This window comes from Paraburkholderia pallida, from assembly GCF_004524855.1.
Taxonomy (GTDB): Bacteria; Pseudomonadota; Gammaproteobacteria; order Burkholderiales; family Burkholderiaceae; genus Paraburkholderia; species Paraburkholderia oxyphila.
In genome coordinates this window covers 2306961-2322690 of record NZ_CP038149.1, presented here as the reverse complement: position 1 = coordinate 2322690, position 15730 = coordinate 2306961, and the positions used below count along the sequence as shown (strand labels likewise).

Here is a 15730-nt window from a genome sequence, read left to right as displayed (position 1 = left end):
CCCAACCGACATAGAAGGTGTTATGCACTTTTGTTAAGGGCTGTAAAGTGGACGAGCATAAGCACGGAGAACACGACGAAATGCAGACCAGCCAAGGTTTCGGGCAATCGCTCGTAGTCTCTGGCCAGTCGGCGGAAGCGGTTGAGCCAGCCGAAGCTGCGCTCCACCACCCAGCGACGCGGCAACAATACAAAGCCCTTTTTCGCCTCCGGCAACCTGACCACCTGAAGCTCGATGCCTTCATCGCGCGCGGCCTCTGCAGGCTCTTCGCCGGTGTAGCCCTGGTCAGCGAACGCGATTCTCACTGTCCGCCCCGTGGCCTGCTGGACCTGTCGCGCCAGCTCTCCGACCTGTGCACGCTCCTGTTCGTTGGCCGGTGTCACGTGCACCGCAAGCAGTTGCCCCAACGTATCCACCGCCATGTGCACCTTGCTGCCTTTCTTGCGCTTGTACCCGTCATAGCCTGCGCGTGGACCGCTCTCACACGTCGACTGCAGTGTGCGGCCATCGAGGATGACTGCACTGGGTTGACCCCGGCGATCCTGCGCCACCCGGATAATCGAACGCAGGTCATTTACCATGGCCTCGAAACAGCCTGCCTGAATCCAGCGCTGCGTCTGCTGGTAGACCGTCTCCCATGGTGGAAAGTCATTGGGCAGCAGACGCCACGGTGCACCCGCGCGGACAATCCAGCGCAAGGCGTTGAACATCTCGCGCAATTCGTAGCGACGCTGAGGCGCGTCCGGGTTCATCAATGTCAGGTACGGAGCGGCGAAGTACCACTCTTCATCCGATACATCCGTTGGGTAGGGCCTGCGTTTCTTCATCCCGCCAGGGTACCAGGTCTGGCCGAAAGTTCATAACACCTTCTAGGGATGACCTGGATCGCATGCTGCCGCGACAATGGCCGTGCAGCCCGACATGCTGATGCCAAGCTGCTCCAGCAGCGCCGGGTCGACCGGCTGCGTCAAGCCGGTCGTGGTCACAGCCGTCCGCGTGTTCGTCACCTGGGCGGCGTCGAGCTTCATGTCGCCCGCCGATTCGATCAGCCCCGACTGGTTACGGATCAGGTTGGCGCGGGTGTAGTTGCCGTTTGCATCCTTGCCGCCCGCCAGCACCACGCTACCCAGACCGTAGATCGCGGTGCTCGCCTGCGTATCGGTCATCGTGGTGTCGTCGCGGTTCTCGATATCGGCCGCGAGCAGCTCGAGCGTCCCGTCGCTATCCGTTGCGCCGATCAGCGCGGTTGCCCCGAGATTCGAGACCGATTGCGTGGCATTGAGCGAGACGCTGCCCCCGACTATCACGCCCGTATTCTCCAGCGTGTTCGAGTGCGTGGTGAGCGTGCCGCCCGCCATCATCGTGCCGCTGTTTTCGATCTCGCCCGCGTTGATGCCGAGGTTGTTCACCGCCTCCAGCAGCGCGCCATTGCTGAACGTGCCGGGCAGCGTAAAGGTGAGATCGTGGCCAGCGGCGAATTGCAGATCCGGCGTGGGCGCGAAGTCGCCCTGGACGCTCACCGCCACGTCGTTGGCCGCGCTGTATGCGCCGCCGCCCGTGAGTGCCGCCGCATTGACTGACAGGTTATGTGTCGCGCCGATCTGCCCGCTCGTGTTCGTGACCACGCCGGTCGTCGTAATCGCGACGTCACCATTCGAGCCGGTCAGGGTGCCAATCTGGCCACCGCTGTTGTCGACGGTATCGCCGTGCACCGTGACGTTCGCGCCGCTCAGCTGGCCGCCCTGCATATTCAGGAATGCAGAGGTATTCACGGCGACATTCCCGTTGCCAGTAATCACGCCGCCCCGGTTGACGGTCTGACTGCCGCCCTGCACGGTCGCGTCGCCGCTGCCGAGGTCACTGATGAGGCCGTCAGTATTGTCGACGGACGCTGCCTGAACGACGAGTGTGCTCGTGTCGTCCGCCGTACCCGTGCCGGACTGGATCTGTCCATTCGTGTTCGTGAGCGCGCCGCCGCTCGCGAGCGTATCGCGCCCTGCGTATTGTTCACGTCGCCCGAAACGTTCGCCGCAATGCTCCCCTGTGCGGCGAGTACGCCATTCGCGTTGTTCAGGTTCCCGGCCCACGCCGCGATCTGGCCGGCGGCAATGATCTTGCCGCCCACGTTCGAGAAGTACCCCGCACCACCGCCTGGTGCGATCGTCAGCGTGCCCGTTCCGGCGTCGAGGATCGTGCCGCCGTCATTGATGAGCGCACCGGGCGCGAGCGCGAGGTCCGTGCTGTTGGTCTGGAGCGCGCCGCCATTCGAGTTGTCGAACGTGCCGCTGACGTTGAACCCCATCGTGGGGGTGCCATACTGCGTAATTGCACCGCCATGGTTGATCAGGTCCGTCGCGCTCAACGCAAGCTGGTTCGCCTCGATATCGCCGCTGCTGTTGTCGAGCGTGGAGTCAATTGTGAGCGCCAGATTCGGCGCGACGATCGAGCCGCCGTTGTTCGTGAGCGAGCCGCTGTGTATGGTTTCGTTCGAGCCCGCGCCGATCTGGCCGCCATCGTTGTTCAGCGTGCCACTGACGAGGCTCAGGTCCGTGTTCGATAACAGCTTGCCGCTGGTGTTGTTCAACGCGCCGCCGACCGTAACCGCCAAGCCGTTCTGGCCGATGATCGAACCCGCCGCGTTGTCGAGCGCACCGGCCTGCGCCACGATCTGACCGTTGCTCTGGATTGTGCCGCCAGCGTTCGAGAGCGATCCTGCGCCGCTGTCTGCGTCAATCGTCAGCTTGCCGTGACCGGCGTGCGTAATCGTGCCGCCGTCATTGACGAGTGAACCAGGGGCAAGCGTGAGGTCCGTGCTGTTGGCCTGGAGCGTGCCACCGTTCGAGTTGTCGAACACGCCGCTGACATTGAAGCCCATCGCCGACGTGCCGTACTGCGTAATCACGCCGCCGCGGTTCAGTACGTTCGCCGCAGCCAGCGCAAGCTCGTTCGCCTCGATATCGCCGCCGCTGTTGTCGAGCGTGCCGCTGGCCGATACCGTGAGGTTCGGCGCGACGATCGAGCCATCATGGTTCGTCAGCGAGCCGCTATGAATCGTTAGGTTCGAGCCCGCGCCAACCTGGCCGCCATCATTGTTCAGCGTGCCGCTGGCGAGGTTCAGGTCCGTGTTCGATAGCAGCTTGCCGTTGCTATTGTCGAGCGCGCCACCGACCGTCGCCGCAAGACCGTTCTGGCCGATGATCGAACCCAACGCGTTGTTGAGCGCACCGGCCAGAGCCACGACCTGCCCGTTGCTCTGGATCGTGCCGCCAGCGTTCGAGATCGATCCTGCGCCGCCACCCGCGTTAATCGACAGCTTGCCGTTGCCGGCATGCGTGATCGTGCCGTTGTCATTGATGAGCGCACCCGGCGCAAGAGTGAGATCCGTACTGTTGGCCTGGAGCGTGCCACCGTTCGAATTGTCGAATGTGCCGCTGACGTTGAAGCCCATCGCCGACGTGCCATACTGCGTAATCACGCCGCCGTGGTTCAGCACGTTCGCCGCGGCCAGTGCGATCTGGTTCGCCTCGATGTCGCCACCGCTGTTATCGAGCATCGAGCCGATTGTGAGCGCCAGATCAGGCGAGACGATCGAACCGCCATGGTTGGTCATCGATCCGCTGTGGACCGCTACATTCGAACTCGCGCCAATCTTGCCGCCATCATTGTTCAGCGTGCCGCTGGCAAGGCTCAGGCCGGTGTTCGAGGCCACGTTGCCGTTCGTGTTGTTGAACGCGCCGCCAACCGTTGCCGCAAGACCGTTCTGCCCGATGATCGAACCCGATGCGTTGTTGAGCGCACCGGCCTGCGCTACGACCTGCCCGTTGCTCTGGATCGTGCCGCCGGTATTCGAGATCGATCCCGCGCCGCCGCCCGCGTTTATCGCGAGCGTGCCGCTACCGGCGTGCGTGATCGTGCCGTGGTCGTTGACGAGCGCGCCAGGCGCGAGCGTGAGGTCCGTACTGTTGGTCTCGAGCGTGCCGCCCGCCGAGTTGTCGAGCGTGCCCGATACCGCAACGCTCATCGGCCCCGAGCCCGTCTGCGTAATCTTGCCGCCTTCGTTGACGAGGTTACCCGGCGTCGAGATGGCGACCGTGTCCCCGTCGATCTCGCCCTTCGTGTTGTCGATGGACGCACCGCTAGCGGTAATCGACGTGCCCGAGAGCGTGCCGCCAGCGTTGTTCAGCGCGCCAGTCGCGTTCGCCGTGAGCGCACCGCCCGCGGTAATCTGGCCGCTGTTGGCGAGGTTCCACGCCTGCAATACCGCGTTCGAAAGCGCCGAGATCTGCCCGGCGTTTGTGAACGAGTAAGCGCTCGCACTGATGTTGCCGTTACCACCGATTACGCCGCCGATGCCATTGAGCAGCGTTCCTGTCACCCCAAGATTCAGACCCTCGGCGTTCAACGAGAGGATATGACCGCCCGTATTGTCGAGCGACGCCCCTGACACCGAGAGACCGGCAGCACTCTGCATCGTCCCCTGGTAGTTGGCGATGGCGCCGCCGCGCACCTGCATCGCGCCCTGCGAGACAAACGAGCCGCCCAGGTTCGCAATCTGCCCGCTTGCCTGCGCAACGAGCGCCCCATGTGCCGAGACTGCGCCGCCCTGGTTCGACAGGTTGCCCGCGCTGAGTGTCACGCTATTGCCGCCGGTGAGCGTGCCGCGGTCGTTCACAAGCGTACCCGCAGCGTTTGCCGCAACCGCGCCCCCGGCGCTCGCCGTGGCAGCCGTCAGATTCAGGTCGCCTGCGTTCGCCGTCATCGACAGATTGCCGTTGGCCGCCGTCTCGCTGCCCGCGAGATTCACGCTGCTGCCCGAGAGATTCGCGTCGCCGCCCGAGACGTTCTGGCCGGTGGCGGTCAGCGCGCCCGAGGCGGTCAAGTTCAGGTTGGCTCGCTGCGTGACGTAGCCGTTGCTGTCCACGCCCGAAGCAAGCGATCCCGTCGACGACACGGCACCGGCGCCGACATTCACGGCCTGCTGCGCGGCCAGTGTGCCGCTGTTGACCAGCGTTCCCGCCGTGTTGGCCGAGAGCGCCTGCTGTGCGTACGTGGCGCCGCTGTTCTCGATGCCCTGCGTGGCGTTGAGCGCCACGTTGCCGCTCGCGCTGGTCCTGCCCGAGAGCACGAGCTTGCCGTCCGCCTGCAAGGTCAGGTCGCCCGACTGTGCCGCGAGCGTTCCGGCATTGCCGACCCCAACCCCGTGCTCATTGCTCACGAGCAGGATTCTCCCGGCGTACATCCCGCCGAGCTGGCTGACGTCAATCGAGACGGGCGACGGGACACCGTTGCCCGCGATGGGCGTGGCCGCGAGCGTGTCATGGTTGACCTTGTTCGCACCCGCGATGACGTTCAGGGTGTTCGCATAGATCGCCGCATTGACCTGGACGGCTCGCGTGATCAAGTCCACCTGATCGACGTTCGAGCCGTTGAACCCCTGGCCCTGCACGGCGATGTTGCCGCCCGAGACGTTATAGCCGGTGAGTGCGCCGTTGGCGTCGATGAGCGGCACGCCGGTTGTGAGGACCGCGCGCGAGGTATTGATAAAGGAGCCGCCGTTCACCGACAAGCCCGAAGGATTGGCGATGACGACTGTCGCCCGCTGGCCCGCAACTTCGAGCGCCCCATTGAACTGAGAGGGGTTCGGGCTATTGACCTGGTTGACGATGACTCTGGCGGACTGGCCCGGCGCAAAGTTCGGGTTGCCGTTGATGTAGCCCGCCTGTTGCGTCTGGACGAGGGTCGGCGAGTTATTGAGGATCGCGCCGTTCCTCTGCACATCGAACTGGCTGTACGTATTCATCGATACGCCAGCGCCGCCCGGTCGATTGATGTCGACTTGCGGCAGACCGTTGGCGGTCTGCTGCACCTTCGGCGCGTTTACGCCGGATGGGACGATCTGCGCGAAGGCCCCGAGCGGCACGCCCGCGAGCAACGCCGCCGCGACGGTTGCCGTCACAACCGTCTCACCCCGGCCCCCTTTGCCACTTGCGCTTGCCGTCTCTTCGACGGCCACGAACATCCCGCGCAGACGGCTATAAACCAGCCTGTAGTTTTGATTCACCAATCGACCCCGCGTCGCATTTATTTGTCACGCGAGCCTGACTGCGGAGTGATCTCAAAACACTTCAAAAATTGTCAAAATCGCCCAAACGGGACCAACCTCAGATTTTTCTCAAGAAATTTAATGCACGGCACATCGTTTCGTGGCTTGCTTGCAACACGCCTTCACCGGCCCCCTCGGTCAGCCGCGCCCCACGAACGGCATCTTGGTCGCCATGATCGTCATGAACTGCACGTTCGCCTCGAGCGGCAGCTGCGCCATGTGCAGGACCGCATCGGCGACGAGCTCGACATCCATCAGCGGCTCGACGGCGATCTCGCCGTTCGCCTGCGGCACGCCGTGCGCCATACGCTCGGCCATCTCCGTGGCCGCATTGCCGATGTCGATCTGGCCGCACGCGATGTCGTGCCGCCGCCCGTCGAGCGACACCGACTTCGTGAGGCCCGTGATGGCGTGCTTGGTGGCCGTATACGCGATGCTGAACGGCCGCGGCGCGTGCGCCGAGATCGAGCCGTTGTTGATGATGCGGCCGCCGCGCGGGCTCTGGCGCTTCATCAGCGCGAACGCCGCGCGCGTGCACAGGAACACGCCGGTGAGATTCGTGTCGACCACGGCGCGCCAGTCGTCGACGGAAAGCTCGTCGATCTCGACCGCCTTCGCGTTGCGGCCCGCGTTGTTGAACAGCAGGTCCAGCCGCCCTTAGTGTGTATGCACGGTCTCGAAGAGCGCGTCCACCGAAGCGGCATCCGCAACATCGCACGGCACGGCCAGCGCCTCCTGGCCGGCCGCGCGCGCCTCGGCGGCGAGCGTCTCGAGCGGCTCGGCGCGCCGGCCCGTGAGCACCACGGCATAGCCGTTCGCCAGCAGCTTGCGCGCGCAGGCGCGCCCGATGCCGCTGCCCGCGCCGGTGACGAGCGCCACTTTGCGCGCGGGATGCCTGGCCGTCGCCGATGCCGCGTCTTCGTTTCGATTCGCTTCAGTCATGGTGTCTGCCTCGTTGCGGTCAATTTCAATCGATTCCATCGTGCAAGTCGTTGCCCTGGCGCGATAGGCGAGGCGCGACGGGCGATGCTCAACGCGCCGCCAACATGCCGCGCAGCACGTCCACGAACGCGCTGCCCGCCTGCGAATCCATGCCGCCGTCGCGCCACACCGCGAACACGCCCACCGTCAGTTCCGGCTCCACGCGGCGGATCGCGACCGGCTCGCCCGCGCTCCTCGCGGTGATCTCGTCGAGCAGCACGCGCCCGATGCCGCGCGCCGCCAGCGAGCGCGCCACGTACCACGTTTGCGCCTCGACGGCGGCAAGCCGCCCATCCACGCCCTGAGTCTCGAGCAGATGGCCGATGGTCTCACCAAGCGGATCGACATTGCCGATGCTGATCCAGTCGCCATCGACGAAATCCTGCAGCGCGAGCGGCGCGTCGGCAGGCGAGGGATCGTCGGGCGGCGCCACGCACACCACGGCCGTGCGGCCGAGTTCGAGCGCCTCGATGCCGGGCCGCGCGGGCGGGTTCAGCGCGACGCCCACGTCCAGCTCCCGCGTGAGCAAGGCGTTGAGCAGCTCGGCCGTATGGCGCGTCTGGACCTTGAGCGAAACGGCCGGATAGCTCGCGCGAAACGCCTGCACGGCCTGCGGAATGAGGCTCAGCCCGAGGCTCGGCAGACAGCCGATGCGCAACAGTCCTTGCGGATGCAGCGCGAGATTGCGCGCGAGGTCGCGGATGCTGTCGAGGGTCGACTGGAGCTTCTGCGTTTCGGCGAACAGCAATTCGGCTTCGCGCGTGGGCTGCAGGCGGCCGTGCGCGCGAGCGAACAGCTTCAGGCCCGCGCTGCGCTCCGCATGCGCGAGCACCTTGCTCACGGCGGGCTGCGAGACGCACAGGAGCTCGGCGGCCTTCGAGAGCGAGCCCGTGCGCATGATCGCGTGGAAGACTTCGATATGACGTAGACGCATGAGACGCGAACGCAAAAATCAGATGCGGAAATCGGCGGCCATGTCCTCGTCGCTGCGCGCCACGATCTCGCCGCTGCGCGCGGCCTTGATGAACGCCTCGTAGTCGCGCTCCACCTGATCCGCGTAGCTGGCCGCATAGCCCGCGAGCGCTTCGGCGAACGGGTCGCCGCGCCCGATATACGAAGCAATCTCGATAGCCGCGTTGCCCGACTTCGCATGCGCGCGCGCCATCGCCCAGCCGCACATGCGCGCGTAGCCCGCGAGCAGCGTGCTGTCGAGCAACTCGAGGTCCACCGAGAGCTTCATGTCGCGCAACTGGCGGAAGTAGAAGTGCCGCCCCGAGGGCCCCGTGGACCAGCCGAGGAAGAGATCGCTCGCGGCCTGCAGCAGGCGCTGCCCCTGCACCACGCGCGCGCCCTCGTGCTTGAACGCGGGCGATTTGAAGTACTGGGAAATGACCGATTGGCGCGCTTCCTTCAACTGCAGGAAGAGCGGCTTGCCGTGATGATCGACGAGCAGCATGACGAGGCAGCGCGTGCCCACGCTGCCCACGCCCACCACCTTGAAAACGAGATCCTGGATCTCGAAGTGATCGAGCAGCTCGCGGCGGTCGGGCGCGAGCGTCTTCAGATAGGCCTCGTAGGTCGGCGTGATCATCGAGCGCCAGTCGCCGAGCGTCAGCCAGTTGTCCTCGTGCTCGTAAAGCGAATTCGGGCCATGCACGTGAAAGAGCGCGGGGGGCGCGTCGCGGATCGTCCAGTGCGTGTTGGCTTTGCCTTCGCGCTCGTCGCGAAAGGCGAGCTTTTCGAGCATGCTCTCGTGCGTGCGGCCCGCGGCCTTCTCCATGCCGCGGCGAATCAGGCGGCGGCCCTCGGGCGTGAGCGCGGTCTCCACCATGCGGTCGAACGTGATCCGGTCGTACCAGAGTTCCAGCGCGCCGAATTCCGCATACTGGCGCATGCGGTCGCGATAGGTGGTCACGGCCGTCATAACGAGGTCTTCGGCCACGCCGCGCGAGTAGCGCATGTGCCGCGCGGCCACCACGAGACTCGCGACGAGCCGCTTGAGATCCCACTCCCAGGGGCCGGGCGCCACTTCGTCGAAGTCGTTCAGGTCGAACACGAGCTGGCGCTCGGGCGTGGCGAAGCCGCCGAAGTTGAGCAGATGGCCGTCGCCGCAAATCTGCATGACCATGCCCGTGTTCTGCACCTGGGCGAGATCGTGGGCCTGCAGGATCGCGCTGCCGCGAAAGAACGTGAACGGCGAGACGATCATGCGCCCGTAGCGCAGCGGCACGAGGTTGGGCACGCACCCGTCGCTGTTCTGCTTGAGCAGCGCGACCGGATCGCGCTGCAACTCGCCCACCTGCCTGTGGCTCGAACGCTTCGCGCGCTCGCGCGCGGCGCGGCCGGCCGCCTCGCGTTCTGCAACGGTCCTTCCATTCATGAACGGCTCCCTTTCTCGAGGATGTTCGTGGATGTTCGTAATGCACTCCGCATTGGCTTGCAAGGATAGCCTGACGCGCCGATCATATTTAAGCGTGCGGCCCCTTTTTGTGCAAGCCGGCAGACCGCGCGCGCAGCGAGCGCGCACGGCGTGCGCCGCTCATGTACCGTGCGCTCTGGACGCCACCCGTCAAGGTTATGGGCGGGTCGCGCCCCGGGGATGCGTCAGGGCCCGGTCCTCACCGCATTACGAGGTCACCATGAACGTCGATGTCTACGGAACACTCGTCGCCGCGTCGCTCGTGCTGTTGCTCGGCAACCGCCTCGTGGCCGCGCTGCCGCTGCTGCGCAAATGGACGATTCCCGAGCCGGTCGCGGGCGGCCTCGTGGCCGCGCTCGTCGTGTTCGGCCTGCATTCGTTCGCGCACGTCGACGTGCGCTTCGACGTCTCGCTGCAAACGCCGCTCATGCTCGCGTTCTTCGCGACCATCGGATTGAACGCCAAGCTCGCGAGCCTGAAGTCCGGCGGGCCCATGCTCGCGCGCTTTCTTGCCGTGGTGGTCGGGTTGCTCGTGCTGCAGAACGTGGTCGGCATCGGGCTGGCGTACGCGCTCGGTGTCGACCCGCTCTTCGGTCTGCTGGGCGGCTCGGTCGCGCTCTCGGGCGGACACGGCACCGGCGCGGCGTGGGGCAAGGTCTTCACGGAGCGCCACGGGCTGCAGTCGGCGACCGAGGCCGCCATCGCCTGCGCGACGTTCGGGCTTGTGATGGGCGGCATCCTCGGCGGCCCCGTCGCGCAGCGGCTCGTCAAGCGCCTCGGACGCAGCGAAGCGGCAGCGGCGCGCGCGGCCGCAGTCGATGTCGATGCCGAACACCATGCTCCAGCCGCCCAGGCCGCCCCGCAGGCGTTCGAAGAACCGCAGGCCGAGCAGCCGACCACCGCCGCCGCCTTCATCGAAACGCTCACGCTGATCGCCATCAGCCTCGCCGCCGGCAACGTGCTCGCGGGCTGGCTCACGGGCACGGCATTCGAGCTGCCCGCCTTCGTGTGCGTGCTGTTCGTGGCGGTGCTGCTCGCCAATGGCCTGGCTGTGCTCGGCCTGCCCGCGATCGAGCACGCCGTGGCGCTGATCGGCAATGTGAGCCTCGCCCTCTTTCTCGCGATGGCGCTCATGACCCTGCGGCTGTGGGACCTCGCCGCGCTCGCGCTGCCGGTATTCTCGATCCTCGTCGCACAGGTCGTGCTGATGGTGCTCTACGCGAGCTTCGTCACCTTCCGCGTGATGGGCTCGAACTACGACGCCGTCGTGCTCTCGGCGGGCCATTGCGGCTTCGGCCTCGGCGCGACGCCCACCGCCATCGCCAACATGCAGGCGGTGACCGCGCGCTTCGGCCACTCGCATCTCGCGTTTCTGGTCGTGCCGATGGTGGCGGCTTTCTTCATCGACATCGCCAACGCCATCGTCATCAAAGTGTTTCTCGCGCTGCCCATTTTTCACTGAGTTTCACTGAGCGGCCTCGCGCACGGGGCCGCTGATCCGCAGCGGCCGGACTTCGCGCTAGAATCGCGCGATGCGCCCCCGCGCGCGCTGCATCGAGTACGAACATGTCCCTCACCGCCTGGCTCTTTTTCCTGCCCGCCTGCTTCGCGCTGAACATGGCGCCCGGGCCGAACAACCTGCTGTCGATCAACGTGGCCGCGCGTCACGGCTTCATGCGCGCGCTGCTGGGCGGCACGGGCCGGCTGGTCGCCTTCGCCGCAATGATCGCGCTCGCGGCCACCGGGCTCGCGTTCGTGCTGCGCGCCTCGGAGGCCGTGTTCTTCGCCATCAAGCTCGCGGGCGCGGCCTATCTCGTGTGGCTCGCCGTGCAGCTCTGGCGCAGCGACGCTGCCCCGATCGGGATGAAGCTCGACGACGACGCCACCCTCGCGCGCATCGCACGGCGCGAATGCCTCGTGGCGGCCGGCAACCCGAAGGCGATTCTCGTGTTCACCGCGTTCCTGCCGCAATTCGTCAACGTCGCCAAGCCGATGCTGGCGCAATTCGCCGTGCTGGGCGCAAGCTTCCTCGTGCTCGAATGCGTGGCCATCGCGCTCTACTCGCTCGCCGGGATGTACCTCGGGCGCTGGCTCACGCGCGCGAGCGTGCGCCGCTGGTTCAACCGCGCGTGCGGCGCGTTTCTGGGCGTCATCGGCCTGAGCTTCCTGCTCGTGCGCCGCGCCTGATTCCGTGCCTTTTCTTCGTCTCGCAGGACATCGGGAAAACGCGTAGTTCATAACGTATTCCTGATGATTCTGCCGAGAAACTTTAACTGTCGTTAATCGACGGCAGCCCCTATGCTCGAACCATCGTCCGCATCCCACATGCGGACACGCGGTTTTCAACGTCATTGGGGAATCCATATGAAGATCTGCATCTTTGGCGCGGGCGCCATCGGCGGCATGATGGGCGTGCAGTTGGCCCGCGCGGGCGCCGACGTGAGCTTCGTCGCGCGCGGCCCGCATCTGGCCGCCATGCGCGAGCGTGGCGCGCGCCTCTTGATGGACGGCCAGGAATACGTCGCAAAGGTCCGGTGTACGAACGATCCGCGCGAGCTGGGCGTGCAGGACGTGGTGATCATCACGCTCAAGGCGCATTCGGTGGCGGGCGTGATCGACGCGATGCAGCCACTCATCGGCAAGCACACCGCCATCGTGACGGGCACCAACGGCATTCCCTACTGGTACTTCCACCGCCACGGCGGCAAGTTCGAAGGCTCGCGGCTCGACAGCATCGACCCGGACGGCTCGCAATGGACGCGTCTCGGGCCCGAGCGCGCGATCGGCTGCGTGCTCTACCCCGCCGCCGAGATCGACGAGCCAGGTGTGATCCGCCATGTGTACGGCAAGAAGTTTCCCATCGGCGAGCCCTCGGGCGAGCGCACCTCGCGCATCGTGCAGCTGCACGAAGCCATGACGGCGGCCGGCTTCGACGCGCCGATCCGCGAGAACATTCGCGACGAAATCTGGCTCAAGCTGTGGGGCAATCTCTGCTTCAATCCGATCAGCGCGCTCACGCACGCAACGCTCGACGTCATCACGGAAGACCCGGCCACGCGCGCCGTCGCGCGCACGATGATGCTCGAAGCGCAGCGCATTGCCGAGCAGTTCGGGGTGCATTTCCGCGTGGACGTGGAGCGGCGCATCGATGGCGCGGGCGCGGTGGGCGCGCACAAGACCTCGATGCTCGTCGATCTGGAGCAGCGCAGGCCGATGGAGATCGATCCGCTCCTGACCGTCGTGCAGGAGATGGGGCAGCTCGTGGGCGAGGCCACGCCCGCCATCGACACCGTGCTCGCACTCGTGAAGCAGCGCGAACGGATGGCGAAACTGGCAGCCTGAAAGCAGGCAGCACATGCTCAAACGGGCCGCGTGAAAGCGCGGTCCGTTTTGCGTTTACCGCCGGTCTTTTGCTTCGCGGAAGAGGGGAAAAAAGAACGCGCTCAAGTATTGCGCGAATGGCCGACGACAATCAGCCGGGAGAGATCAACCGATACGCGCCAGCGCGGCGGCATCACGCTCGAAGCCGTCCGCTACGTGCGCATCGTGGTTTGTCGGGCGATTGGCATCGGCGTCCGTCTCAGCGTGCCCGTGCGCGGCGAACTGGGACCACGCCGCCTGCGCGCAAGGACGCAATGAACGCGTGCGCCGCCGCACGAGCATCGTGCTCACCATCACGACAGGATGCAGCATGCGCGCGACGAGCGGCCCCGTCGGCATGGGCCAATGACACGCCGCGCCCGCCGCATCGCCCTGCGTCGCACGCGTGCCGCCGCTATCGCTACTGATCGGCAGGATGCCGATGCCCATGCCCAATTGCGCCATGCGCGCAACGCCCTCGACGTGGGCAAGCTCCTGCACGGGCCGCCCTTCGGGCCGCAGCCCCTGGAGCGCGCGCATCACCACGCCACCGCAGCCCGCCTCGCGATTGAGCGTGACGAGCGGCTCGCGCGCGAGATCGTCCCAGCGCAGCGCACCCTGCAGCGCGAGCGGATGATGCGAGGGCAGCACCGCGCACAACGGCGCGGCGGCGAGCGGCTGCACCTCGAGGTTCGCGCTCGCGAACGGCATGGCTTGCGCAATCACGCCAAAATCGGCTTCGCCCTGCTCGACGGCCTGCAAGACCGCGTCTTGCGGCAAGTCGCGCAACTGCAGCGCGAGCGAGGGAAACGCCGCGGCACAGCGCGCGAACGCGGCGGGAACCCAGCCCGAAGAAAGCGCGGGATTGCTCGCCACGAGCACGACGCCGCTATACGCCTGGTGTGCATCGCGGCCTTCGTTCAACACCATGTCGATCTCGTCGAGCAGTCGGCCGATGCGCCGCTCGAAACCGCTGCCTGCGAGCGTGAGTTCGACCTGGCGCGTGGTGCGATCGAAGAGCTTCAGATCGATGGCCTCTTCGAGATCGCGCACGCAGCGGCTGACCGCCGACTGCGTGAGCCCGAATTCGCGCGCGGCGCGCGTGAAGCTGCGCTCGCGCGCCACCGCGACGAATACCTTGAGTTGCTGGAGCGAAACGTTCATCGACATGGTCGGGCCTGTTCCTCTGGTGCGCCGCTCATTCACCCGCCTGCCTGGGCCACGGCTGCAGGCCGGCCGGATTCGCCGCGAGCGCGGCGGAGTGTTCGTCGCTACGCTCGATCAGGCGCTGGCGCATGGGCGCGAGGATGAACTTGGCGCTCACGCCCGCCGCGATCGTGATGACGGCAGCCGCAACGAACACGGCGCTCCAGCCACCGGTGGCCGAGAGCACGGAGGCCACCGGCACGAGCAGCGCGGCCGTGCCCTTCGCGGTATAGAGCGTGCCCGCGTTGGCGGCGGCGTACTTGCTGCCGAAGGTGTCGGCGCAGATCGCCGGGAAGATCGAGAAGATCTCGCCCCAGAACAGGAAGATGAGCGCGGCGAACGTGATGAACGCATACGGGTTCGTGCCGTACTGCATCATGCCGAGCAGCGCGAGGCCTTCGCCCACGAAGATGAAGAACATGGCATTCTCGCGGCCGATCTTGTCGGAGATGAAGCCGCACAGCGGCCGCGTGAAGCCATTGCAGATGTTGTCGATCGACAGCGTGAGCGTGAGCAGCGGCAGCGTCGCGCCAAACACGGTCATCGGCAGGCGTGCGAGGCCCCAGTCCTTCGCGATCGGGCCGATCTGCGCGGTCGCCATCAGGCCGCCCGCGGCAACGGCAACGAACGCCAGATAGATGACCCAGAATACCGGCTGCCTGACCATCTGCCCCGGCGTGTAGTCGACGCGCGTGACGAGTCGGCGGCCCGCCGCCATCGCGGCGCGCGGCACAGGCTTCACGAGCAGCAGCGCGAGCAGGAGGATCGCAACGCCCTGCAGGATGCCGAAGACGAAGAACGTATGCTCGTAGCCCGAGCGCGTGATCATGTTCGCGATCGGAATCACGGTGACGGCGGCGCCCGCACCGAATCCCGCTGCCGTGAGGCCGGCCGCGAGCCCGCGGCGATCCGGGAACCACTTGAGCGCGTTGCCCACGCAGGTGCCGTACACGCCGCCCGCGCCCACGCCCGCGAGCACCGAGCCCGCATAGAGCATCGGCAGCGTCGTGGCATACGAGTAAAGCACCCATGCGAGGCCCGCACAGAGGGCGCCGCCCATGACGACCGGGCGCGGGCCGAACTTGTCGACGAGCCAGCCTTCGATTGGCACGAGCCAGGTTTCAGTCAGGATGAAGATCGAGAACGCCAGCTGGATCGATGCTTCTCCCCAGTGATGGCGTGCGTTCATGGGCGCGACGAACAGCGTCCACGCGTACTGCAGATTGGCAACGAGCGCCATGCATAGCATGCCCAACACCAGTTGACTCCAGCGGTTCGTCCAAAACGGACCGCCCTCGCTCCTCTGACTGATTGCATTCATCCCGGTTGTCTCCACTAGTTCCCACTATCCATTCACGGATTGCAGCCGCTTTGCCGGCATGCATAGATATCGACTTATGATCTTGAGTCCGCCCTCTTTTAATGCTCTTTTTTATTCGATCCGGCACACGGCAATTCGAATGAAAATTAGTAATTCCGCGTTCATTAGATTAATTCATGGAGTGCCTGAGAAGCCCACCCGCCAAGCCTTCAGATACGGGTTTTCCCGCTGAAAAGTGCCTTTTCCAGGCGTTAACCCGCACGCCGACACACGGCATTCGAACGGCTTTCAAATCATGTTAGGGTGATTACTCGATTACTAAAAATTAAAGTTTGTTATT

General features: G+C 65.7%; 10 protein-coding genes and 1 pseudogene. 3 read left to right on the top strand and 8 right to left on the bottom strand.

Annotated features, from left to right (window positions below; all coding sequences use genetic code 11):
* Positions 1 to 20: 20 nt before the first annotated feature.
* From E1956_RS25500 to E1956_RS25480, 6 genes and pseudogenes are all read right to left on the bottom strand, one after another.
* Entirely contained in the window at positions 21 to 827 is an 807-nt protein-coding gene (locus E1956_RS25500) for an IS5 family transposase (protein WP_134752154.1), read from the bottom strand.
* Between the two features lie 42 nt (positions 828 to 869).
* On the bottom strand, positions 870 to 1772 hold the full coding sequence (locus E1956_RS47500; protein ID WP_269467640.1) for a hypothetical protein: 903 nt from the start codon (positions 1770 to 1772) through the stop codon (positions 870 to 872).
* 23 nt (positions 1773 to 1795) lie between these two features.
* Entirely contained in the window at positions 1796 to 6064 is a 4269-nt protein-coding gene (locus E1956_RS25495; RefSeq protein WP_472802080.1) for a two-partner secretion domain-containing protein, read from the bottom strand.
* A gap of 177 nt (positions 6065 to 6241) precedes the next feature.
* Positions 6242 to 7045 (bottom strand): annotated as a pseudogene (locus tag E1956_RS25490) (SDR family oxidoreductase).
* Between the two features lie 88 nt (positions 7046 to 7133).
* The gene (locus tag E1956_RS25485; protein ID WP_134754028.1) at positions 7134 to 8018 is read right to left on the bottom strand and encodes a LysR family transcriptional regulator; all 885 of its coding nucleotides are present in this window, start codon (positions 8016 to 8018) and stop codon (positions 7134 to 7136) included.
* Positions 8019 to 8036: 18 nt separating this feature from the next.
* Entirely contained in the window at positions 8037 to 9464 is a 1428-nt protein-coding gene (locus E1956_RS25480; protein WP_134754026.1) for a DUF2252 domain-containing protein, read from the bottom strand.
* A 259-nt stretch (positions 9465 to 9723) separates the two neighbouring features.
* Between E1956_RS25480 and gltS the strand changes: the two genes are divergently transcribed.
* The 3 genes from gltS (at position 9724) to E1956_RS25465 (ending at position 12845) form a co-directional block, all read left to right on the top strand.
* Positions 9724 to 10965: a sodium/glutamate symporter gene (gltS, locus tag E1956_RS25475; protein WP_134754024.1), complete on the top strand. Its 1242-nt coding sequence runs from the start codon at positions 9724 to 9726 to the stop codon at positions 10963 to 10965.
* Between the two features lie 104 nt (positions 10966 to 11069).
* Positions 11070 to 11690, top strand: a complete 621-nt coding sequence (locus tag E1956_RS25470; RefSeq protein WP_134754022.1) for a LysE family translocator — start codon at positions 11070 to 11072, stop codon at positions 11688 to 11690.
* A gap of 177 nt (positions 11691 to 11867) precedes the next feature.
* The gene (locus E1956_RS25465) at positions 11868 to 12845 is read left to right on the top strand and encodes a 2-dehydropantoate 2-reductase (protein WP_134754020.1); all 978 of its coding nucleotides are present in this window, start codon (positions 11868 to 11870) and stop codon (positions 12843 to 12845) included.
* Positions 12846 to 12989: 144 nt separating this feature from the next.
* On the opposite strand, the gene E1956_RS25460 is transcribed toward E1956_RS25465, so the two are convergent.
* Positions 12990 to 14033, bottom strand: a complete 1044-nt coding sequence (locus tag E1956_RS25460; RefSeq protein ID WP_232071614.1) for a LysR family transcriptional regulator — start codon at positions 14031 to 14033, stop codon at positions 12990 to 12992.
* Positions 14034 to 14061: 28 nt separating this feature from the next.
* On the bottom strand, positions 14062 to 15390 hold the full coding sequence (oxlT, locus tag E1956_RS25455) for an oxalate/formate MFS antiporter (protein WP_134754018.1): 1329 nt from the start codon (positions 15388 to 15390) through the stop codon (positions 14062 to 14064).
* Between the last annotated feature and the right edge of the window lie 340 nt (positions 15391 to 15730).

Excerpts from the sequence above, each read along its gene's own strand:
- E1956_RS25470 (WP_134754022.1), top strand. The coding sequence starts at position 11,070 with ATGTCCCTCACCGCCTGGCTCTTTTTCCTGCCCGCCTGCTTCGCGCTG.
- gltS (WP_134754024.1), top strand. The coding sequence starts at position 9,724 with ATGAACGTCGATGTCTACGGAACACTCGTCGCCGCGTCGCTCGTGCTG.
- E1956_RS25485 (WP_134754028.1), bottom strand. The coding sequence starts at position 8,018 with ATGCGTCTACGTCATATCGAAGTCTTCCACGCGATCATGCGCACGGGC.
- oxlT (WP_134754018.1), bottom strand. The coding sequence starts at position 15,390 with ATGAATGCAATCAGTCAGAGGAGCGAGGGCGGTCCGTTTTGGACGAAC.
- E1956_RS25465 (WP_134754020.1), top strand. The coding sequence starts at position 11,868 with ATGAAGATCTGCATCTTTGGCGCGGGCGCCATCGGCGGCATGATGGGC.
- E1956_RS25500 (WP_134752154.1), bottom strand. The coding sequence starts at position 827 with ATGAAGAAACGCAGGCCCTACCCAACGGATGTATCGGATGAAGAGTGG.
- E1956_RS25480 (WP_134754026.1), bottom strand. The coding sequence starts at position 9,464 with ATGAATGGAAGGACCGTTGCAGAACGCGAGGCGGCCGGCCGCGCCGCG.
- E1956_RS25460 (WP_232071614.1), bottom strand. The coding sequence starts at position 14,033 with ATGTCGATGAACGTTTCGCTCCAGCAACTCAAGGTATTCGTCGCGGTG.